The sequence below is a fragment of the Kitasatospora hibisci genome (genome assembly GCF_043950205.1).
GTDB lineage: Bacteria > Actinomycetota > Actinomycetes > Streptomycetales > Streptomycetaceae > Kitasatospora > Kitasatospora hibisci.
Genome location: NZ_CP171642.1, coordinates 4,364,969 through 4,386,410, shown reverse-complemented (window position 1 = coordinate 4,386,410; position 21,442 = coordinate 4,364,969). Strand labels below are relative to the sequence as shown.

Annotated in this window: 18 protein-coding genes, 1 tRNA gene, 1 other RNA gene and 1 pseudogene; 6 read left to right on the top strand and 15 right to left on the bottom strand. The window is 71.4% G+C overall.

Annotated features, from left to right (window positions below; translation table 11 throughout):
• Positions 1-7 precede the first annotated feature (7 nt).
• The 10 genes from ACF9IK_RS18980 to ffs form a co-directional block, all read right to left on the bottom strand.
• Positions 8-796, bottom strand: coding sequence for an SURF1 family protein (locus ACF9IK_RS18980; protein WP_395295370.1), 789 nt, complete (start codon positions 794-796; stop codon positions 8-10).
• Between the two features lie 119 nt (positions 797-915).
• Entirely contained in the window at positions 916-2,298 is a 1,383-nt protein-coding gene (locus ACF9IK_RS18975) for a hypothetical protein (protein ID WP_395295369.1), read from the bottom strand.
• Positions 2,291-2,836, bottom strand: coding sequence for a SigE family RNA polymerase sigma factor (locus tag ACF9IK_RS18970; RefSeq protein WP_313764521.1), 546 nt, complete (start codon positions 2,834-2,836; stop codon positions 2,291-2,293). Before ACF9IK_RS18970 ends, ACF9IK_RS18975 begins: the two co-directional genes overlap by 8 nt.
• 281 nt (positions 2,837-3,117) lie before the next feature.
• A complete protein-coding gene (locus ACF9IK_RS18965; protein ID WP_395295368.1) occupies positions 3,118-4,170 on the bottom strand; it encodes an aspartate-semialdehyde dehydrogenase in 1,053 nt (350 codons plus the stop codon).
• Positions 4,167-5,447, bottom strand: coding sequence for an aspartate kinase (locus ACF9IK_RS18960; protein ID WP_395295367.1), 1,281 nt, complete (start codon positions 5,445-5,447; stop codon positions 4,167-4,169). The genes ACF9IK_RS18965 and ACF9IK_RS18960 overlap by 4 nt, the downstream gene beginning before the upstream one ends.
• A 379-nt stretch (positions 5,448-5,826) precedes the next feature.
• Positions 5,827-6,537 (bottom strand): DUF5063 domain-containing protein, encoded by a 711-nt coding sequence (locus ACF9IK_RS18955; protein ID WP_395295366.1) that lies wholly within the window; start codon positions 6,535-6,537, stop codon positions 5,827-5,829.
• On the bottom strand, positions 6,530-7,129 hold the full coding sequence (recR, locus tag ACF9IK_RS18950; protein ID WP_030288200.1) for a recombination mediator RecR: 600 nt from the start codon (positions 7,127-7,129) through the stop codon (positions 6,530-6,532). The genes ACF9IK_RS18955 and recR overlap by 8 nt, the downstream gene beginning before the upstream one ends.
• 212 nt (positions 7,130-7,341) lie before the next feature.
• Positions 7,342-7,680 (bottom strand): YbaB/EbfC family nucleoid-associated protein, encoded by a 339-nt coding sequence (locus ACF9IK_RS18945; RefSeq protein WP_395295365.1) that lies wholly within the window; start codon positions 7,678-7,680, stop codon positions 7,342-7,344.
• A gap of 156 nt (positions 7,681-7,836) precedes the next feature.
• Entirely contained in the window at positions 7,837-10,032 is a 2,196-nt protein-coding gene (locus tag ACF9IK_RS18940) for a DNA polymerase III subunit gamma and tau (RefSeq protein WP_395295364.1), read from the bottom strand.
• A 75-nt stretch (positions 10,033-10,107) separates the two neighbouring features.
• An RNA gene (gene ffs / locus ACF9IK_RS18935) (signal recognition particle sRNA small type) lies at positions 10,108-10,204 on the bottom strand.
• A 120-nt stretch (positions 10,205-10,324) separates the two neighbouring features.
• Between ffs and ACF9IK_RS18930 the strand changes: the two genes are divergently transcribed.
• Positions 10,325-10,409, top strand: a tRNA-Ser gene (locus ACF9IK_RS18930).
• Positions 10,410-10,469: 60 nt separating this feature from the next.
• Here the strand turns inward: ACF9IK_RS18930 and ACF9IK_RS18925 are convergent.
• Entirely contained in the window at positions 10,470-10,670 is a 201-nt protein-coding gene (locus ACF9IK_RS18925) for a hypothetical protein (RefSeq protein WP_395295363.1), read from the bottom strand.
• The gene (locus ACF9IK_RS18920; protein WP_395295362.1) at positions 10,663-13,041 is read right to left on the bottom strand and encodes an N-6 DNA methylase; all 2,379 of its coding nucleotides are present in this window, start codon (positions 13,039-13,041) and stop codon (positions 10,663-10,665) included. The genes ACF9IK_RS18925 and ACF9IK_RS18920 overlap by 8 nt, the downstream gene beginning before the upstream one ends.
• A 414-nt stretch (positions 13,042-13,455) precedes the next feature.
• Here ACF9IK_RS18920 and ACF9IK_RS18915 point away from each other — a divergent pair, with 414 nt between their 5' ends.
• Positions 13,456-13,917: a prevent-host-death family protein gene (locus ACF9IK_RS18915; RefSeq protein WP_395295361.1), complete on the top strand. Its 462-nt coding sequence runs from the start codon at positions 13,456-13,458 to the stop codon at positions 13,915-13,917.
• Between the two features lie 614 nt (positions 13,918-14,531).
• On the opposite strand, the gene ACF9IK_RS18910 is transcribed toward ACF9IK_RS18915, so the two are convergent.
• Positions 14,532-15,830, bottom strand: coding sequence for an MFS transporter (locus ACF9IK_RS18910; protein WP_395295360.1), 1,299 nt, complete (start codon positions 15,828-15,830; stop codon positions 14,532-14,534).
• The gene (locus ACF9IK_RS18905; protein ID WP_395295359.1) at positions 15,827-17,062 is read right to left on the bottom strand and encodes an aminotransferase class V-fold PLP-dependent enzyme; all 1,236 of its coding nucleotides are present in this window, start codon (positions 17,060-17,062) and stop codon (positions 15,827-15,829) included. Before ACF9IK_RS18905 ends, ACF9IK_RS18910 begins: the two co-directional genes overlap by 4 nt.
• Between ACF9IK_RS18905 and ACF9IK_RS18900 the strand changes: the two genes are divergently transcribed.
• Both ACF9IK_RS18900 and ACF9IK_RS18895 read left to right on the top strand, forming a co-directional pair.
• Positions 17,061-18,479 carry a PLP-dependent aminotransferase family protein gene (locus ACF9IK_RS18900; protein ID WP_395295358.1) on the top strand — a complete coding sequence of 473 codons (1,419 nt, stop codon included), beginning with the start codon at positions 17,061-17,063 and terminating at the stop codon, positions 18,477-18,479. The genes ACF9IK_RS18905 and ACF9IK_RS18900 overlap by 2 nt on opposite strands.
• A 154-nt stretch (positions 18,480-18,633) precedes the next feature.
• The gene (locus ACF9IK_RS18895; RefSeq protein WP_395295357.1) at positions 18,634-19,419 is read left to right on the top strand and encodes an IS3 family transposase; all 786 of its coding nucleotides are present in this window, start codon (positions 18,634-18,636) and stop codon (positions 19,417-19,419) included.
• On the opposite strand, the gene ACF9IK_RS18890 is transcribed toward ACF9IK_RS18895, so the two are convergent.
• On the bottom strand, positions 19,369-19,590 hold the full coding sequence (locus ACF9IK_RS18890) for a hypothetical protein (RefSeq protein ID WP_395295356.1): 222 nt from the start codon (positions 19,588-19,590) through the stop codon (positions 19,369-19,371). The genes ACF9IK_RS18895 and ACF9IK_RS18890 overlap by 51 nt on opposite strands.
• A gap of 451 nt (positions 19,591-20,041) precedes the next feature.
• On the opposite strand from ACF9IK_RS18890, the gene ACF9IK_RS18885 reads away from it, so the two are divergent.
• Both ACF9IK_RS18885 and ACF9IK_RS18880 read left to right on the top strand, forming a co-directional pair.
• Positions 20,042-20,245, top strand: a complete 204-nt coding sequence (locus tag ACF9IK_RS18885) for a cold-shock protein (protein WP_030916923.1) — start codon at positions 20,042-20,044, stop codon at positions 20,243-20,245.
• A 50-nt stretch (positions 20,246-20,295) separates the two neighbouring features.
• Positions 20,296-21,222 (top strand): annotated as a pseudogene (locus ACF9IK_RS18880) (DEAD/DEAH box helicase); the annotation flags it as partial.
• Positions 21,223-21,442 lie beyond the last annotated feature (220 nt).

Sequence of the window (21,442 nt, the reverse complement as noted above, 5' to 3'; positions counted from 1 at the left end):
GGGGCGGCTACTCCAGGACCGGGTCCAGTCCGAGGGCCCGGTCCTGCTCGGCCTCCGCCTCGCGGCGCGCCAGGCGGAACCACATGAAGACGACGAAGCCACCGAAGACGAACCACTCCAGGGTGTACCCGAGGTTCTGGAACGCCCGCAGGCTCAGGCCGTTGCCACCCTGCGGCTGTACGGTCGGCACCGCGGTCAGCCCGGTCGGCACGGCGTCCGCGGCGACCCAGCCGTCGTACCAGCCGTCGTAGGAGAGCTTGTTGACCAGCGCGGCCTGGTTGATCGTGCCGAGCTGCCCCGCCGGGAGACCGCCGGCCACCGCACCGCCACTGCCGCTGGTCTCGCCCGCCTGGAGCCGCCCGGTCACCGTCACCTCGCCGGCGGGCGCCGCGACGGCGGAGGCCTCGGCGGCCGGCACACCCGGCGCCCAGCCCCGGACGACGGCGACGGTCCGGCCGTCACCCGTGCGCAGCGGGGTGAGCACGTAGTAGCCCTGCTTGCCGTCGAGCACCCGGTTGGGGACGACCAGCTGGTGCTGCTGGTCGAAGGTGCCGGAGACCGTCACGGCCCGGCCGACGGTGTCCGTGGTGACCTGCGGGCGGCGGTCGTCGAGCAGCTCGCCGAGCGGCCTGGCCGCTCCGGCGTCGGTCACCGACCTGCTGATCTCCTGGTGCGAGGAGACCTTGTCCTCGAACCGGCCGAGCTGCCAGGAGCCGAGCCAGACGCACACCGCAACGGCCGCCACGGCCAGCGCGGTGCCGCTCAGCCAGCGCGGGGTGAGGAGGAACCGGTACACACCCCCACGGTAACCACTCCTCACACCACTCCCGACCACAGGGGGTGGGCGGCAGCACGGGAGGCCGCCGGACTGCTCGTCCGCCGGTCGCCGGCCCGGCCGGCGACCGGCGCGCGGGTTCAGCCGCCCGAGGGGGATGCCGACGGGGTCGCGGCGGGCGGGGGCGGGAGGGGCTGCGGGCCGGTGCGGTAGACCGTGCCGGAGCAGACGCCGAGGAGGGTCGCCGTGGCCGCGGACGGGCTGCCGGGCGCCGGGGTGTGCGCGATGGTGACGGCCGACGGAGGCGTGCTCGGCGCGCCGGTCGCGGCGGTCGCGGTCGGGCTCGGGGCCGCGGTGGGAGCGGCCGTCGGCGACGCCGAGGCCGCGCCGCCGCCCGCAGTGGGTTCGGCCGACGGTCCCCCCGCCGGGGCCATGGCGGCCGGGCCGCTGCCCGGTCCGCCGGACCGCACACTCGACGACGTGCCCGTGCCTCCCGTGTCTCCCCCGCCTCCCGCGATGCCCGGGTCGCCCGCCACCGGCGGGCCGGCCACGCCCGGCGTCGCGCTGGGCGAGGAGCCGGCCGAGAGTGGACAACCGGCGGCGTCCGGCACCCAGCCGAAGTCCACCCGGTACCCGGCCCGCGGCGTGAGGAGCAGGCCCTGGCCGTCCACGGCGGCGCCGCCGGCGCCGCCCGCGGCGGAGGTCGGGCCCGGTGCGGGCAGTCCGGTCGCCGGATCCCCGGCCACGTGGTCGGTCACCCTGATCCGGGCGGGGTCGGTGCCGGCGGCCTCGGTGACGGCGACCGAGCCCGGCCCGCCCAACCGGCAGGCCCGAGCGGAGATGTTGACGACCATGAAGTACCCGTAGATCCGTCCGGCGCCGTCGGGCGCACCGACCTGCGAGGCGCCGCGACCGAGATCTCCGCGGATGCAGAGCGGCACCAGGGGGCCGCCGTCGCTGCCGGCGCTGGACGACGTGACCGGCTCGGTCGTGCCCGGGACGGCGCTGGTGGGGCTCGTCCAGGGGCTGGGCGAGGCACTGGCGGAGCCGGACGGGGTGCCGCCGGTGGCGGTCCCGCCCGCCCCCGGGTGCGGGGCGGGACCGTGGCCTCCGACGGTGCCGGGCCCGGCGCCGTCGTCGTCGTGGTCCGCGGCCGTCCCGCCGCGCGCGGTGGGCGAGCCGGGCCCGCCGGAGAGCCCCAGGTGGTCGGGGTCGTGCAGGGCGGGCAGGGCGATGGCGAGCGCGAGGGCCAGCGCGGCGGCCCCGGTCAGGGCCCCTCGCCGGGCGGCCCGCCGCCGCGGTACGGCGGTCCGGATCCGCTGCAGGCCGGAGGGGTCGGGCTCGATCTCGGCGACGGCGCGCTGCATCAGCTCCCGGAGCGTCCGTTCCTCCGTGCCCGGGCCGCCCGGTGCGTCCGGTGCGCCCGGGCCGCCCGGTGCGGCGGCCGACCTCCCCGGCCCGCCGGCGTCCGCGCCACCGGCGTCGCCGCCCTCCCGCCTCGGACCGATCCGATCGTCAGCCATGCCCGGCCTCCATCTGGACCCGGAGTGCGGCGAGTCCGCGCGAGCCGTACGCCTTCACCGAGCCGAGCGAGATCCCCAGGGTCTCCGCTACCTGCGCCTCCGTCATGTCCACGAAGTAACGCAGCACCAGAACCTCCCGCTGACGGCGTTGCAGACCCCGCAGCGCAGCCTTCAACTGGTCACGCTCCAGGGCATCGTAGGCCCCTTCTTCTGCACTGGCCATGTCAGGCATGGGCTTCGGCAGCAGCCGCAACCCGAGGATCCGGCGGCGCAGGGTGGAGCGGGACAGGTTGACCACGGTCTGCCGGAGGTAGGCGAGCGTCTTCTCGGGCTCGCGCACCCGGCGCCGGGCCGCGTGGACCCGGATGAACGCCTCCTGGACCACGTCCTCACAGGTCGAGAGGTCGTCGAGGAGCAGCGCCGCGAGCCGTAGCAGGGAGCGGTAGTGGGCCTGGTAGGTCTCGGTGAGCAGGTCCTCGCTGGCGCCGGCGCTGGTGTCGGCGCCGGGATCCGCCGCGCCGGGTGCGACCGCGGTCATCTGACTGTCTTCCGGCCTATCCGAGGGCCGATGGGCGCGCGGCGGGAAGGTCACCGCGGCCACTGCCGAGATGCCCGCCCCAACCCCCACCATCACGTTCGCCACGCCCGTTGGACACTCGATCCCCTGTCATGGTTGCCCAGCCCGCGGGACATTCTCCCGCATGGGCCGAAACGCCCTCCAGGGGATTGGGACGTTGTCCACAACTACCCGGTCCGAGTCGGCGTCACCACCCCTCGGGACAGGTCCTCACCGTCTCTCGACGGGGTCCTCACGACCCCTCAGCCGGAGAGCTCGCCCGCCACCAGTTCGGCGATCTGGAGGGCGTTGAGCGCCGCCCCCTTGCGCAGGTTGTCACCGCAGAGGAAGAGGTCCAGCGCGGTCGGGTCGTCCAGCGCCCGGCGCACCCGCCCGACCCAGACCGGGTCCGTCCCCACCACGTCGTTCGGCGTCGGGAACTCCCCCGCCGCCGGGTCGTCGTAGAGCACCACGCCGGGGGCGTCCCGGAGGATCTCCTGGGCGTGTTCCTGCGTCACCTCGCGCTCGAAGACCGCGTGCACGGCCAGCGCGTGGGTACGCACGACGGGGATGCGCACGCAGGTCGCGGAGACCCGCAGCGCCGACAGGCCGAGGATCTTGCGCGACTCGTTGCGGATCTTGAGTTCCTCGGACGACCAGCCGCCGTCCATCAGCGAGCCGGTCCACGGCACCGCGTTGAACGCGAGCGGGGCGGCGAACGGGCCGTTGTCGGCGATCACCGCGCGGAGGTCGCCGGTCTGCTCGCCGACCTCGGTGCCGGCGACCAGCGCGGTCTGCGCGCGCAGCGCGTCCACGCCGGACCGGCCCTCGCCGGAGGCCGCCTGGTAGGAGGCGACGACCAGTTCGCTGAGCCCGTACTCGGCGTGCAGGGCGCCGATCGCCGCGATCATCGTGAGCGTGGCGCAGTTGGGGCCGGCCACGATGCCGCGCGGGCGCAGCCGGGCCGATGCCGCGTTGACCTCGGGGACGACCAGCGGGACGTCCTCGTCCATCCGGAAGGCGGCGGAGTTGTCCACCACCACGACGCCCTTGGCCGCCGCGATGGGCGCCCACTGGGCCGAGACGTCGTCGGGTACGTCGAAGAGCGCGACGTCGACGCCGTCGAAGGCGGCCTCGTCGAGGGCGAGCACCTCGACGGGCTCCCCGCGCACGACCAGCTTGCGGCCGGCCGAGCGCGGGGAGGCGACGAGGCGTACCTCGCCCCAGATGTCCTGACGGAGGGAGAGCAGGCCGAGCAGCACCTCGCCGACCGCGCCCGTGGCGCCGACGACGGCGAGGTTCGGCCGCCGGGTCATCGCCCGGTGCCCCCGTAGACGACCGCCTCGTCCGACTCGCTGTCCAGGCCGAAGGCCGTGTGGACGGCGCGGACGGCCTCCGGCACGTCCTCGGCGCGGGTGACGACCGAGATGCGGATCTCCGAGGTGGAGATCAGCTCGATGTTGACGCCGGCCTCGGAGAGCGCCTCGAAGAAGGTCGCGGTGACGCCCGGGTTGGAACGCATGCCGGCGCCGACCAGCGAGATCTTGCCGATCGCGTCGTCGTAGCGCAGGGACTCGAAGCCGATGCCCTCCTTGACCCGGCCGAGCGCGTCGATGGCCTTCTGGCCCTCGGTCTTCGGCAGGGTGAAGGAGATGTCGGTGAGCCCGGTCGAGGCGGCGGAGACGTTCTGCACCACCATGTCGATGTTGACCTCGGCGTTGGCGATGGCCCGGAAGATCCGCGCCGCCTCGCCCGGCTTGTCCGGCACGCCGACGACCGTCACCTTGGCCTCGGACGTGTCGTGGGCGACTCCGGAGATGATGGCCTGCTCCATCTCGCCCCCTTCGGGCTGGTTCGGGTTGTCGTTGCTGACGATCGTCCCGGGAAGGCCCGAGAAGGACGAGCGTACGTGAATCGGGATGTTGTAGCGCCGCGCGTACTCCACGCAGCGGTCGAGCAGCACCTTGGAACCGGACGAGGCCAGCTCCAGCATGTCCTCGTAGGCGATCCAGTCGATCTTGCGGGCCTTCTTCACCACGCGCGGGTCGGCGGTGAAGACGCCGTCCACGTCGGTGTAGATCTCGCAGACCTCGGCCTTGAGGGCCGCGGCGAGGGCGACGGCGGTGGTGTCCGACCCGCCGCGGCCGAGCGTGGTGATGTCCTTGCTGGACTGCGAGACACCCTGGAAGCCGGCCACGATCGCGATGTTGCCCTCGTCCAGGGCGGTGCGGATGCGGCCCGGCGTCACGTCGATGATGCGCGCCTTGTTGTGGACCGAGTCGGTGATGACACCGGCCTGGCTGCCCGTGAAGGACTGGGCCTCGTGACCCAGGGATTTGATCGCCATGGCCAGCAGGGCCATGGAGATGCGCTCTCCAGCGGTCAGCAGCATGTCGAACTCACGGCCGGCAGGGAGCGGGGACACCTGCTCCGCGAGTTCGATGAGCTCGTCCGTCGTGTCGCCCATCGCGGACACCACGACGACGACCTCATGGCCGGCCTTCTTGGCGTCAACGATTCGACGGGCCACGCGCTTGATGCCCTCGGCATCCGCAACGGATGAGCCGCCGTACTTCTGCACGACAAGGCCCACGTGCGCTCCTCGACTTGTGTCGTTCCGGGGGCCCGGGGCCCCCGGCACCCCCGGGTGGCGGGGGCTGTGCGGTCGGCGCCAGTCTACCGAGCAGGGGTGGACCGGCCGATGCTTTCCATATGATGAGACGCACGTTTCAGCAGGTGGGCGCCGGTGCCGGGGGGCGACCGGCAGGTCTGCGGGCGCCTCGCCGCCCTCCCGAAGAATCGGCGGACGAACGGACGACGGCCCCCGGGATTTCCGTTCCGCGGAGATCCCTGAGGTTTCCGTCACAGCGCCGCACGGTGCCGCACGGCGCCCGCAGCACCCCACCGCGCCGGACAGCCCCCGCAGCGCCCCTCGGCGTCGGACAGCGCCCCGCAGCGCCGCGAGGGGACCCTCAGCGGTGGAGGCCCAGCTCGGCTGCCATCAGGTCGCCGGCCTGCTGCTCCAGCTGCTCGTCGGTGAGCCCGTCGTCGTCGGTGTCCGCACCGTCCGGGACCGCCCCGATCGGGCTGTCCAGCCGGACGTGGGCGATCAGCGACTGCAACGCCCGGAGCACCGCCGTGCAGGTGGTGCCCCAGTTGGACAGGTACGAGAACTGCCACCACCAGAGCGCCTCGCTGACGCGCCCCTCGCGGTAGTGGGTGAGACCGTGCTGCAGCTCGCTGACCACGCCGGCCAGGTCGTCCGAGATCCGGAACGCGTTCGGCTTCTCCGGCGGACCGTACGGGTCGAAGACCTCGTGGTAGACGTCGATCGGCGCGAGCAGCTCGGCCAGCCGCTCGCGCAGCTGCTCACCGTCCGGCTCCGGCCCGGTGTCGGGCTCGAACCGGTCCTCGGGGACGACGTCCTCGATGGCGCCCAGCCGGCCACCGGCCAGCAGCAGCTGCGAGACCTCCAGGAGGAGCAGCGAAACCGCGCTGCCGGGCTCGTCGCCCTTGGCGACCTCGGTGACGGCGAGCACGAAGCTCTCCACCGAGTCCGCGATCTGCACCGCGAAGTCGTCCGGCTCGGAGCCGTGCGCATGGGTGTGCGGGGCGTGCCGGTCCTGCTGCGGGCCGGCCTGGTGAGGCGTGTGGGGCTGCTGGTTGATCGTCCGGTCAGACATCGAGCAGTCGTCTCCCTTCGAAGGCACGGCCGAGGGTGACCTCGTCCGCGTACTCCAGGTCCCCGCCGACGGGCAGTCCGCTCGCCAGCCGGGTCACCTTCAGGCCCATCGGCTTGCAGAGCCGGGCCAGGTAGGTGGCGGTCGCCTCCCCCTCCAGGTTGGGGTCGGTGGCCAGGATCAGCTCGGTGACCGTGCCGTCCGCGAGGCGTGCCAGCAGCTCTCGGATCCGCAGGTCGTCCGGGCCGACGCCCTCGATCGGGCTGATCGCGCCGCCCAGCACGTGGTAGCGGCCGCGGAACTCGCGGGTGCGCTCGATGGCGACGACGTCCTTGGGCTCCTCGACCACGCAGATCACCGCGAGGTCGCGACGCGGGTCGAGGCAGACCCGGCACTGCTCGGCCTCCGCGACGTTGCCGCAGACGACGCAGAACCGGACCTTGTCCTTGACCTCCAACAGTGCGTGCGCCAGCCGGCGCACGTCCACAGGGTCGGCCTGCAGGACGTGGAAGGCGATCCGCTGCGCGCTCTTGGGCCCGACGCCGGGCAGCCTGCCCAGTTCGTCGATCAGGTCCTGAACCACGCCCTCGTACACGTCGCGCCTTCCCTCAGGTGGTCGGTGGGGCACCCGCTCGGGGCGCCCCGGTGCCATCATCCAACGAATCGGGCGCCGGGCACACCGCCCGACGCCCTACTCCCGCATAAATCACACAGGTCGACTGTCTGAACTTCGGACCGTCAAGACCTCTCGGCGCTTGTGGTCGGACCGCACGGCTCGCCGTCCGCGCTCACCGCCTGCGGTCGAACCTAGAACGGCAGGCCGGGGATGCCGCCGCCCAGGCCCTGGGTCAGCGGGCCCATGCGCTCGGCCTGCATCTTCTGCGCGGTCTGGTTGGCGTCGCGGACCGCCGCCAGGATCAGGTCGGCCAGGGTCTCGGTGTCCTCCGGGTCCACGGCGGCCGGGGCGATGGTCAGCGCCACCAGCTCACCGGCACCGGTCACCGTCACCTCGACCAGGCCACCGCCCGCCGAACCGTTCACCTTCGCCTCGGCCAGCTCCTGCTGCGCCTTGGCGAGGTCCTGCTGCATCTTCTGCGCCTGCTTGAGCAGCTGCTGCATGTTGGGCTGGCCACCACCGGGGAACACGGCTCACTCCTTGCGTTCTGTGTGCGTGCTGTCGCGCTTGCGTCGTCACCCCGAGCCTACGTGCTCTCCGCGCCCGGCACGCCCGTGCGGCCGCGTGGAGCTCCGGACCCCCGGGCCCCCGGACCCGGCGACCGGAGGGCCCCAGCGCCCGAGGGCTCAGCCGCCGCTGTGGCGGATCTCCTCCAGGACCGTCGCCCCGAGCTCGCGGATGATCAGCTCCTGGCCGGAGAACGCGTCCTCGTTGAGGTCCGGGTCGTCCTCCTCCGGGATGTCGTCCTCCGGGGCGACCGGCTGCACCGGCCGCCCGACCGGCGCGGCCGTCGCGACCTGCGCCTGCACGGGCGGCTGCGCCACCGGCGCGACCGGGACCACGGGGGGCGCGGCCATCGGCGCGAGCGCGGGACCGGGCGCCGGCGCGGAAGGCTGCACCGCGGGCGCGGGCGCGGCCGGGCGCGCCGGGGCGGCACCCCAGCCACCACCGCCACCACCACCGCCGCCGCCGCCGCTGAAGCTGCCGCCACCGCCGGCACCACCGGCGCCGCCGGCGCCGCCCGACGGGTCGACGATGCACTCGATCCGCCAGTCCACACCGAGGGCGTCGGCGAGCGCCTGGCGCAGCACGTCGTCACTGTTGCTGCCGACGAAGCTGTCCCGGGCGCCCGCGTTGATGAACGACACCTGGAGCACGCTGCCGTCGAACCCGGCCACCTGGCCGTTCTGGCTGAGCAGGATCCAGGTGAAGCGGCGGCGGTTCTTCACCGCCTCCAGGATCTGCGGCCAGAGCTGCCGGACCTGCGCCGCGCCCTGCTGGGCGGCCTGCGAAGGCTGCCCGCCGCCCGGAGCGGCCGCCGGCGGAGCCTGGACGGGCGCGGCCTGTGCGGCTGCCGGTGCAGGCTGTGCGGGCTGTGCGGGCGCCTGCTGCGCCGGTGCCGGCTGCGCGGGCGCACCGGTGCCGGCCGACCCGGCCGGCGGGAAACTGCGCGGGATCGGCCAGGCGCCGGGAGCGGGCCCGGCCGGTCCCGGGGGCGCCGCGGGCGGAGCCACCGGGGCGGGGGCGGGCTGCACCGGGGCCATCTGCACGGCGGCGGGCTCGTCCACCGCCGCCTGCGCCACCGCGGGCGCCGCGGGCACCACGACCGGAGCGCCCGGGGGAGCCGCCACGGGAGCGGCCACCTGTGCCGCGAACCCTCCGGCCGCCGCCCGCCGCTCCAGCTTGTCCATCCGCGCCTGCAGCGACAGCTCGTCGCTGTAAGCGCCCGGCAGCATCACCCGGGCACAGATCAGCTCCAGCTGGAGCCGTGGCGCCGCGTTCCCCCGCATCTCGGTCAGCCCGGTGTTGACGATGTCGGCCGCCCGGCTGAGCTCCGCCGCCCCGAACGCGTCCGCCTGCGCCTGCATCACCGCGACCCGGTCGGCCGGGGCGTCGATCAGCCCCTTCTCGCCTGCCTCCGGCACGGTGGCCAGGATCACCAGGTCGCGCAGGCGCTCCAGCAGGTCCGTCACGAACCGCCGCGGATCGTGCCCGCCCTCGACCACCCGGTCGATCACCTGGAACACCGTCGCCCCGTCGTGCGCGGCGAAGGCGTCCACCACCTCGTCCAGCAGCGCCGAGTCCGTGTACCCGAGCAGAGCGGTGGCCATCTGGTACGTCACACCGCCCTCGCCGGCCCCGGCGAGCAGCTGGTCCATCACCGACATCGAGTCACGCACCGACCCGGCACCGGCCCGCACCACCAGCGGGAAGACGGAGTCCTCGACCTGGATCTGCTCCCGGCCGCAGACCTCCGCCAGGTAGTCCCGCAGCGTGCCGGGCGGCACCAGCCGGAACGGGTAGTGGTGCGTGCGGGACCGGATCGTCCCGATCACCTTCTCCGGCTCCGTGGTGGCGAAGATGAACTTGAGGTGCTCCGGAGGCTCCTCCACCACCTTCAGCAGCGCGTTGAAGCCGGCCGAGGTCACCATGTGTGCCTCGTCCAGGATGAAGATCTTGTACCGGCTGTGCACGGGGGCGAAGAAGGCCCGCTCGCGCAGCTCCCGCGCGTCGTCCACACCACCGTGCGATGCGGCGTCGATCTCGATCACGTCGATCGACCCGGGCCCGCCCGTCGCCAGGTCCCGGCAGGACTGGCACTCCCCGCACGGCGTCGGCGTCGGCCCCTGCTCGCAGTTCAGACAGCGGGCCAGGATGCGCGCGCTCGTCGTCTTGCCGCAGCCGCGCGGGCCGCTGAACAGGTACGCGTGGTTGACCCTGTTGTTGCGCAGGGCCTGCTGGAGCGGAGCGGTCACGTGCTCCTGCCCGATGACCTCGGCGAAAGTCTCGGGGCGATAGCGGCGGTACAGGGCTAGGGACACACCACCGACGATATCGGGACGGACCGACAAACGCGTCGCCCCTCGTCCTGCCCCCGCCCGCCCCTCCCCCGGGAACGCAAAGACCCCTCGCGCACCCGCCAGAGCTCTCCTACCCTTGCTGCCTTCCGGCCCTGGGGGGGTTCAGCGAGATGGCGCCACACGAGGGGCTGACCCCCACAGTACCGGATCCCCGCCCCTCACCTCCACCTCCCCGATCCGCAGGTCACGCCGCCGCCCCGCCTGCGAGATACGTGGTCGCGACCACCCCTGAACATGTACTAAGCTCTCCCACGGAGGATTCGCCTAGAGGCCTAGGGCGCACGCTTGGAAAGCGTGTTGGGGGCAACCCCTCACGAGTTCGAATCTCGTATCCTCCGCCTGATCGAAGGCCCGGACCGCAACTGCGGTCCGGGCCTTCGTCGTTTCCGGCGCCCGATTCAACCGCTCACTGCGGCGGAGAGGACCGCGAGGCAGAGCAGCATGCAACTGGCGAAGGCCGCGCCGGCCGCGAGGACAGCACTGTGCCGGTCGGTACCGGCGCTCCGCTTCAGCATGAAGGCCAGCAAGGCGGTGATCACGGAGACCAGCGCGGAGACAAGCAGCCATGGAACTCGCGTGACGACGGGCAGGTTACTCATCTTCGGATTCCTCTTCTGTGTCGTGGTCGCTGGAAGGAACGAGTCCGGCATCGGGCCGGTGGGCAGTCGGCATTGCCGCGATGTCCATCAGGAGCGTCGAGAGCTCTGCTCTGGCGGCATCGGCTGCGGCAGCCACCTGCTGGTGGGCTGCGATCTGGTCGTCGAACACGCGCAGGAGCTCTCCGATGCGGTGCTGCTCCTCGTAGGGCGGCAGCGATACCGGGAGCTGTCTCATCGCGCTGGTCTTGATCGAGTCAACGGTCGACATCGCCGCCCGGTCCTTGATCCACGCCTGAGTTCCCGGAAGGGAAAGGTATGACAGGACGAAACGCGGGTCCACGCCGGGCTCGAAGCCGTGCAGTCGAAGGAGATTTCCGTTGTAGAGGCTGCCGGCCCCGTCCGCTCCCACCAGTGCCACGGGTCCGACCGTCCCGGTACGTGTACAGAGGATGTCGTCCTTATTCAACAGGAACCGTTCGAGCCGCCGCGCGTCGCGTGCCGAGATCCTGGTGTCCTCGCTGCCGTGGATCCGCCGGTTTCGCAGGTGCTTGGGCAGCACCACTCGAACAGGGCCGTCCGCGGAGTACATCCCGGGGTTCATCAAGGAGGGTGACGGGCCAGGCTGCACCTTGCACAGATCCTGCAGGAGCACGTACCGTCGGCCCCTCGCACCGGGTTCCGGACTTCGGCCGGGCGCTGCCCGATCCCAGACCCGCCGCACCTCCTCGTCCAGGGGTCCCGCCAGTTCCAAGGCATCGTCGAGTTTCCGGCGGGCGGATTCCACCTGGGCGGGTGTCGCCGCTTCGTACGCACCGAGGCTGACGTAGTCGACGGGGCTGAGCGAGTAATCACGCTGCCCGATCTCCTCCACGGAGACCGATCGACCGAGCGCACGCGCTTCGTCGGGCATCGGCCTCCCGTCACGCAGCGATCGGTGGATCTGCCCCAGGAGCCGCACATCGTCGGTGCTCAGCTCGCGGCGGGTCCGAGTGACCAGCTCGCCCAACTCGCGGGCATTGATGAAGTGCACCTCGGTACGCTGCGCCGGCGCCGAGAGGAACCAGATGCAGGCCGACACCGCGGTACCGGTGAAGAGGTGGGGAGGAAGGGCGAGGATGCCGTCGACGACGCCGTCCTCGACCAGGGCCTGCCGGATCGCACGCTCCCTCGGCTGATCGGACACAGCAGCGTTGTCCGCCATGATCACCGCAGCTCGTCCGCCGGGCCCGAGAGTGGAAAGGACGTGCTGGATCCAGGCGAAGTTGGCGTTGGACGGAGGCGGGGGCCCATATCGCCAGCCTCCGTCCACAATCCGGCCCGATTCGGCGTTGAACGGCGGATTGGTCAGCACCAGGTCCACCCGTTCCTCGCGTCGATCCACCGGCTCGGGCCGTGGTGCGATGTCGTGGGTGCCCACCCGCGGAGTCACGCCGTGGAGCATCAGGTTCATCGCGGTCAGGTGCAGCGTCGCCGCGTCCGGCCTCCCGACCGTCACCTCCGACACCGACCCGTCGCCGCCGGCCGCCACCATGGCCGACAGCAGTTCGCCGCCACGCGGGTAGGGATCGTGAATCCGGCCCGACACACCCTCCGGGGCAACCAGCTCGCTCAGCAGGGCCACCACCGTTCTGGGCGTGAAGGCGCTACGACTGTCCATGCGCACGACGTCGGCATACGCATCGAGCAGATCCCGGAAGGCATCCCGGTCGAGTTCGGCCACCGAGGCCATCAACTGCGGTACGTCAGCAGCGGGTAGGGGCTCAAGACCGTGCAGCGCAAGCCGCATGGTCGGCGCCACCCCACAGGTCTTCAGCAACCGATCGGTTCGCTCCCCCACCTCTACGAGGAAGCCCTTGGGGGTCATCATCAGGTGTGCGCCGACCCGGTCCTCCAGAGCCGCCCAGTCCTCGGGTGCACTCCTTCTCAGAAAGATCAGGCACATCGGCAGGGGAAGGTAAGCCGTCAGCGACGGCGCGCCCCACCTTGTCCTCATCTGGGGCTTCAGCAACTCCGCCAGAACTCGCCGGGACCGCAACCGCTGCTGCTCGGCGCTCGGTGAAGACACGGCGAACCCAGTGGCCCAGCCGGCCACGGGCACTCCCTCGGACTGCCCGAACCAAGCCCGGGCCCTGTCGCCGTAGGTGACCCCTGCGGGCTCCTCCACCCTCCGTGCCGACTTGGGCACAGACCGGGCGTCAAGCCATTGCACGATGTCGGAGAGTCGAAACAGCCGATCGCGGCCGTGCCGCAGCTCCTGCGGAAAGTCCGGATGGCGGTTCTGCCAGTTCGTGACTGCAGAGGCCCCGACACCGGCCAGCTCTGCAATCTTGGCTCGGGAGACGAGTCTCCTGCCACTGCTCTTGTCACTCAACGCAGTCACTCTCTCTCCGTCATCGATCGGCTGCTCTGCTAGAGAAAGCTAGATGACTGACCATCAGGCACCAAGTGCGCACTGAAGTGCGCACAAACCTCCACTGAGGCAGTCTTCGCAGGAAGCGCCAGCAGCCCCGCAGGATGATGGACTTGAACTGGACCTTTGTAGGTGAATCACGAGAAGACCCCTGCCTTCGACTGACACCAGAGGAATAATCGTGAACTTCACACTTGCAGGGAGTCGCACTACAGGAGGCCTTCAGGGCCCTCTGGGATCCAACAGCCCCTGAGGGTCGCGAGAAGCTCGGACACTCTCCGTAATTTCGCTGCAAGGTGGAGGCATCGCCCTGTCCGCATCCGCTCCCGTTCGATTCGATTGACTTCGGAACACGTTCCGAAGTAGCATCGAGCCATGTCCACTCTCACCGTGTCGTTCTCCGACCTGTCGAAGAACTCGAAGCGTGTCGCGGACACCGTCGAGCAGGCGCACCGCGTTCACGTCACCCGTCGCGACGGCGAGGACCTGTACCTCACCACCGAGCGCCACGACCGCCAGCGTGAGGAAACCGCCGACGTCACCGCGCGACTGTTCGCAGCGCTGATCACCAGCAATGAGGGTGCGCGCGCGGTTCTCCTCGCCCTCCCCGAGGTCTTCCCCTGGACCCGACACCTGTCGGCCGAGGAGGTACGCGAGTTCGTCATCGACCTCGTGAACGCCACCCGCGACGTGGTGGAATTGGACGTTCACGCCAACCTGCACCGTGTGATCGTCGAATGGCGGGCCACCGCCAGGATCCTGGCGGACCCCGAACTGAGCGCCCAGCTCACCGGACCGCTCCCGGGCGATGACCACGGCGAGGTACTCGTCCCGTGAGCCCCAAGCGTGGAGACGACGTCCCGCCGCCACCGATCGATGGCGAGTGGCGGCTTCGATTCGCCACCAGCGAGGCCGCCAAGGGGTGGGGCGACCTTTGCACGGAGGTTCCGGGGAACACTCGTCGTTGCTTCGAGGCGCTCCGCGCCGACCCCTTGTCCACGCGCGACCCCGATCGACAGCACCGGCTCCGAGGCCGCCTGGCGACGCGCGTTCTCGGCGGGGACGAGCTACCGCAGTGGGAGTACGAGGTGACTGCCGGCGGGCGCGTGCGCTACCTCGTCGACGAGCCGGGGCGGACCGTCCATCTCGTCTACGCCTCGCCTCGGCACCCCAAGGACACGGATAGCTGACCCTGAGCAAGATAGGCGATCCGGCCGTAGGTGCCAGGCAGCGTGGTCTCAGTTTTGGTCTCATTCATCGCCGTCCAACCAGGTACGGTCACCACCCAACGGCTTGCTCCGTTGCAGTTCAGGACGGGAGCGAACCCCGGCGGACGGTGCCGGGGAGAATTGGAAAGCGTGTTGGGGGCAACCCCTCACGAGTTCGAATCTCGTATCCTCCGCCTGATCGAAGGCCCGGACCGCTCAGCGGTCCGGGCCTTCGGCGTTCGGTCAGCGGGCTGCTGCCGTCTGTTTCCAGGCGGACGGCAGGGTCTTGAGGCGGCTGACCGGGGAGAGCACCAGTCCGATGATGACGACGGCGGAGCCGGCGGCGGCCACGGTCAGGGCCCCTCGGGCGCCGAGTTGGCCGGTGAGCAGGCCGGCGGAGAGGCCGCCCAGGGAGCCGCCGCCGAACAGCAGTGTTCGGAACGCGGCGGTCATCCTGCCCATCATCGATTGCGGCGTCGCGGCCTGGCGGAGACTGACGATGACGACACCGGCCACGCCGAGGCCCAGGTAGGTGGTGAAGAAGGACAGGACGAACATCCCGATCATCACCGGTCGCGGCCCGGTGGCGGCGGGGATGAGCGAAGGGCCGAGCAGCAGGGCGGACTGGGCGATCCAGTAGACCTTGCCGAGCGGGAACCGGGCGATGACCTTCCGGGAGATCAGCGCGCCGATCAGGCCGCCGACGGAGGCGGTCGCGAAGACCGCCCCGATCGTCTCCGAACCGAGGTGGAGGTCGTGGTTGCCGTAGAGCAGGAACATCGTCCACACGGTGACCATCGAGAAGTTGCAGCAGAATCCGATCAGCGCGAGAGACCGCAGCACGCCGTCGCGCATCTCCCAGCCCATGCCGTCCTTGAGTTCGCGCCACAGGTGCCGCTCGGCGACCGGTTCGGGGCGCGGCTCGGTCGTGCGGATCAGCAGCAGCGAGATGACAGACACCGCGTAGGAGAAGGCGTTGGCGACCAGGGCCACCGGCGCACCGACCGCCGACACCAGGACGCCCCCCAGCCCGGGCCCTGCGATGTCGGCGGCGGAGGAGCTGGTGCTCATCCTGGCGCTGGCCTCGACGTAGTGCTCGGGACTCCTCACCAGTACCGGCACGTACGACATCCAGCTCACGTCGAACACCACCGACGCGATGCCGACCGTGCAGGTGATCACCATCAGCACGGGCAGGTTGAGCACGTGGCACCAGTACAGCACCGGTATCAGGCCGAGCAGGACCAGCCTGACCAGGTTGGCGCCGAGCATGACCGGCCGCCGCCGGTGCCGGTCCGCCCAGACACCGATCACCAGGGCGAGCCCGAGGTAGGGGACCAGTTGCAGGAAGCGCAGCAGCCCGACCTGTTCGTCGGTCGCGCCGAACGCGCCGATGGCGGTCAGAGGGAGCGCGAGGTTGGTCACCTGGGTGCCGAGCAGGGAGAGCGTCTCGCCCGTCCAGAACCGGAGGAAGTCGCCGTTGTGCCACAGGCTTTGGCCCGGTGCGACCGTGGTGTCCGGCGCGGTCGAGGTCTGGGTCATCGGGCGCTCCTCGCGAGTTCGGCGACCGCACCGGCCACCGCGTCGACCTCGTCCTCGGTGTTGTAGTAGTGCGGCGACAGCCGCAGGCACCACTGCACGTCCTTGTCGGCGAAGTCGAACTGCGCGAACTCCCGGTAGCTGAGTGCGGAGTTGATGCCGCGCGCGTCCAGTGCCGCCTTGAACGGCTCCGACTCCCACCCCTCGATCGCCAACGTGACCAACGCGGCCGGGGCCGGCCCCCGGTCCAGCGTCCGGACACCGGGTACGGCGGCGAGGTGCTCACGCAGCCGTCCAGCCAGGGCCGGGGTGCGCCGGGCGACCGGGTCGAGGCCGACCCGCAGCGCGTAGCGGACAGCGGCTGCGCAGCCGAGCACGGTGGCGTACGGGAACTCCCATTCCTCGAACCGGGCTGCGGTGGCGACTGGACGGTAGTAGCCCGGGGCGACCCAGCGCGCGCCGTGCATGTCGATGTGCAGCGGCTCGTACCCGGCGGCGAGGGCCCGGTCGGACACGTAGAGGAAGCCCGAACCGCGCGGCCCGCGCAGGAACTTGCGGCAGGTGGCGGTGAGCAGGTCGCAGCCGATCTGCTCCACGTCGACGGGGTACTGGCCGACCGACTGGCAGGCGTCGACCAGGTACAGCAGGTCGAGTTCGCGGCAGTGCCGGCCGATCTCGGCGACCGGCTGCACCAGGCCGGAGTTGGTGGGCACGTGCGTGACGGCGACCAGGCTCGGGCGGTGGGCGCGCATCAGCGCGGCCATGGCGTCGACGTCGACGCCGCTTCCGTCAGGGCGGTCGGGGGCGTGCACGATTCGGACGCCATGGCGTTTGCGCAGGGAGAGGAAGGCGATCTGGTTGGAGATGAAGTCGTTGCGGGTGGTGAGGATGACGTCTCCGGGGCGGAAGTCGATCGCGGAGAGGGCCTTGGTGTAGGCGTGGGTCGCACTCGCGGCGAAGGCGATGTTGCCGGGGCGGGTACCCAGGAGTTCGGCGAGCGAGGCGTGGAAGTCGGCGACCTCGGCGGCCCGGGCGGCGGATGCCTCGTACCCCCCGATGGCCGCTTCCAGTTGGAGGTGATCAAGCATCACCTGGAGTACCGGACGCGGCATCAGCCCGGCGCCGGCGTTGTTGAAGTGGATCACCGCCTCGCAGCCGGGAGTGTCGGCCCGGAGGGCGGTGAGGTCCAGGAGCGGTTCCGCGCTGCGACTGAAAGCGCTATTCTCATTCTTCATGTATGACGGTAGCAGTACCGAGGCTCTGACGGCGGTCCTTCGGAACGAGATCGCCCGGCTCGCCCCGGGCGATCGTCTGCCCAGCAGCCGCGACCTGATCGTGCGTCACGGAGTCGGGCCGGTCACCGTCTCCCGGGCCATCGCACTCCTGGCCGCCGAGGGGGCAGTCGTCACCCGCCCGGGGAGCGGGACCTACGTGGCCGCCCGCCGGCCGCAGGCCGCCGGCGGCGAACCGGACACCTCTTGGCAGGCGGTCGCCCTGGCCGGCCGCCAGCCCCTCCCTGAAACCTCCAACGAGCAGTCCGGCACACCGGCGGTCGGCACCATCGCGCTGTCCGGCGGCTACCTGCACGAGAGCCTCCAGCCCACCCGGCTGCTCGGTGGTGCTCTCGCCCGGGCCGCCCGCCGCCCGGACGCCTGGCACCGCGCCCCGGTGGCCGGTCTGTCGACACTGCGCACGGTCTTCGCCCGTCAGGCGGGCGGCGACGTCGCCCCCGAGGACGTCCTGGTGACCGGGGGCGGGCAGGGGGCGCTGTCCATGTTGTTCCGCGCCGTCGCAGCCCCCGGGTCCCCGGTCCTGGTCGAGTCGCCGACGTACCCCGGTGCGCTCGCCGCCGCCCGCGCCGCCGGACTGCGGCCGGTGCCCGTACCAATGGACGAACAGGGCCTGCGCCCCGACCTGCTGGCCGACGCCTTCGCCATGACAGGTGCTCGCCTGCTCTACTGCCAGCCCACCTTCCACAACCCCACCGGCACCGTCCTCTCCCCCGAACGGCGCCGCCAGATCGTCGACGTGGCCCGCGCCGCCGGAGCCTTCCTGATCGAAGACGACTTCGCCCGCCATCTGGGCCACGGCCGCCCGGTACCGCGCCCGCTGGTCGCCGACGACTGCGACGGCACCGTCATCCACCTCACCTCGCTGACCAAACCGGCCTCACCCAGCCTGCGGATCGGCGCCGTCATCGCCCGGGGCCCGGTCATGCGGCGCCTGCTCGGCATGCGGCAGGTCGACGACTTCTTCATCGCCCGCCCCCTCCAGGAAGCCGCGGTCGAACTGCTCAGCACCCCCGCGTGGGACCGCCACCTACGCAGCCTGGCCACTGCACTGCGCCACCGCTGCGCCATCCTGGCCGACGCGATCGCCCGCGAGGTCCCCGACTGGACCCTTCTGCGTGTGCCGGAAGGCGGTCTGCACCTATGGGTCCAGCTTCCCCTCGACCTCACGGAGGCCGCCGTCACGGAGGCGGCCACGGCCCACCGAGTCACAGTCAACCCGGGCCACCACCACTTCCCGGCCGAGCCGCCCGCCGCCCACCTGCGTCTCAGCTTCGCCGCCGCAGCCGAACCCGCCGACCTCGCCGAAGCCGCCGCCCGCCTCGCCGCCGCGACCCGACGCCCCGCGCCGACACCTCGCTGACTCCACGACCGCCCCGGCGATCCCCTCGCGTGGTCTCAGTTCTGGTCTCATTCATCCCCGTCCGGCCAAGTTCAGCCGACGCTCAGCCAAGGCTCCGCTGCAGGTCGGAACGGGTGCGAACCCCGGCGGACGGGGTTCGGGAGAATTGGAAAGCGTGTTGGGGGCAACCCCTCACGAGTTCGAATCTCGTATCCTCCGCCTGATCGAAGGCCCGGACCGCAACTGCGGTCCGGGCCTTCGTCGTTCCGACCGGCCGCCGGCGGTTCATCTCCGACCATCGCGACCTGTACGGAGTACAGCGGCTGTGCCGGGTGCTCGGCTCTCCGCGTCCGGCTTCTACCGGTGGATCTCCGCGGCGGCCGCCCGGGCCGCGCGCAGGGCTGCCGACAACGACCTGGGCTCGCGGATCGAGGGGATCCACGACGAGTCGAACGGCGCCTACGGAGTGCCCCGGATCACCCTGGAGCTGCCGGAGCGGCACGGCGCGGTGAACCACAAGCGGGTCGCCCGGCTGATGCGCGAGCGCGGGCTCGCCGGGCGGCACCTGCGGCGCACGGTCCGCACGGCGGTCGCGGACCGGAGCGTGCCGCCGGCCCCGGACCTGTTCGGACGGGTGTTCGCGGCGTCGGCGCCTGACGTGCACTGGTGCGGGGACATCACGTACCTGCCGGTCGGCGGCTCGTGGGCGGGTCGCTCGCGGAGCACATGCGGGACGGCCCGGTCGCCGACGCCGTGCAGTCAGCGGTCGCCGCCCGCGGCGGGGACGTGCGCGGAGTGGTCTTTCACTCCGACCACGGCCTGCTTTCGAACCCCGCCTCCTCCGCCTCGGCCGAAGGAGCCGAAGGACTGGTGGCGGAACGCGACGGAACGGCGCCCGTGGCGGGACGGGTCAGAGGTTGAACATCCCGCGGTACGGCTCTGCGATGCGCTCCTGTCGTGATCCGAAGTCGACCAGTACCGCGGTGTCGCCTTCGACACCGATGACCCGGCCGAGGCCGTAGGCGTCGTGGGTGACGCGGTCACCGAGGGCGAAGTGCTTGCGCGGTGCTTCGGTCCTGGCCTTGAAGGGGCTGGTGGGCAGGTGCCGGCGGACTGCTTCAGGTTTTCTCATCCAGGCCAGTATGCGCGGTGGAGCGCGGGAAACGACCCTTTCTGACAGCCCGAATTCTGGATGCCCGAAATGCCGGGTGTGTCGAACGGCACTCCCCCGCGGGAGTGGGCCCGGCGGGGCGCCGCGGGTCGGCTGCTGCGCCGGGGCGCACGCGCGATCGGATCAATTACCCTGACTGACAGGCGTGTTGGTGTGCGGGGTGGATCCGGCCCGACAGCGCCGGAGACAACCTCCGCCGAAACCGGGGCCAAAATGTCCCCCATTGCGGACTTGGGGCTGCTACAGTCGAAGGAGTTGCAGTAGTGGTTCCCATGAACTTTGTGTGCGCCTGCTGATGTATCGCGGGCGCACTTTTGTTTTCCGGACTATTTTCCGGGCGGGCGCTCATCGCGGTGACTCGGTGCCCGTACCGTGCGAGTGCCGGAAGGTCCCTTGAAGGAGATTCTTTTACATGGCTAATGGCACTGTGAAGTGGTTCAACGCGGAGAAGGGCTTCGGCTTCATCGAGCAGGAGGGTGGCGGCCCGGACGTGTTCGCCCACTACTCGAACATCAACGCCAGCGGCTTCCGCGAGCTGCTTGAGGGCCAGAAGGTCGAGTTCGACGTCACGCAGGGCCAGAAGGGCCCGCAGGCCGAGAACATTCGCCCGCTGTAGTTCCCACTGCCACGGCAGTCGCCTGGCAGCGAGAGGCCCGCACCGCGCACATGATGCCCGGTGCGGGCCTCTCGGCTTTGTGCCACAACGCGCCCCGGGCTGTTCCGGCCTGGGCGGGCGCATCCGGTCCACCGGCCGCCTTCCCGCGCGAACGCGCAGCGCCGCGTCCGGACCGGCATCACGCCCTGGCGGTCCACGGTTCGGGGTTCTCCGCTCCAGCTCCAGCCTTCCCGGTGAGCGTCGACCGTACGTCATCTGCCGCCCCGAGAGGGGTCTCCCGCATAAACCGCTCCAGCCGTCCTCCGCGCCGACACACCGGGTCCCGCTCCGCACCGGGCAGCAGCGCGGGACCCGCCTCTCGGCGGGAGTTCTCGGTGCCGGTGACTACCGTGCCGGCCCTGCCCGCAGTCGGTTCCTTCGAGGAACTGGACATGCCGGGGGAACTGCTGACGATCCTGGCGCGGAGGGGTGTCACCACCCCTTTCCCGATCCAGGCCGCGACGCTGCCGAACTCGCTGGCCGGCCGCGACGTGCTGGGACGGGGCCGCACCGGCTCCGGCAAGACACTCGCGTTCGGTCTCGTCGTACTGACCCGCACCGCAGGGCGGCAGGCCGAGCCGCAGTGCCCGATCGCGCTGGTCCTGGTCCCCACCCGTGAGCTCGCGCAGCAGGTCACCGAAGCCCTCACCCCGTACGCCCACGCGGCGCGTCTGCGGATGGCCACCGTGGTCGGCGGGGTGTCGGTCCGCCGCCAGGCGCAGGTGCTGAACCGCGGTGCCGAGATCGTGGTGGCCACGCCCGGCCGACTGGGGGACCTGGTCGAGCGCAGGCTCTGCCGCCTGGACCGGGTCGGTGTCACCGTCCTCGACGAGGCCGACCGGATGGCCGACACGGGCTTCCTGCCCGAGGTCACCGCGCTTCTCGACCAGGTCGCCGAAGGCGGCCAGACGATGCTGCTCTCCGCCACCTTGGACCGCAACGTCGACAGCCTCGTGCGGCGCTTCCTGAAGGACCCGGTCACGCACTCGGTGGATCCGTCCGCGGGAGCGGTCAGCACAATGGAGCACTATGCGCTGCAGGTGCAGCGCGCCGACAAGAACGCCACGATCGCCCACATCGCGTCCCGCGAAGGCAGGGTGATCATGTTGATCGACACCAAGAGCGGCGCGGACCGCCTGGTCGAAACGCTACTCGCGA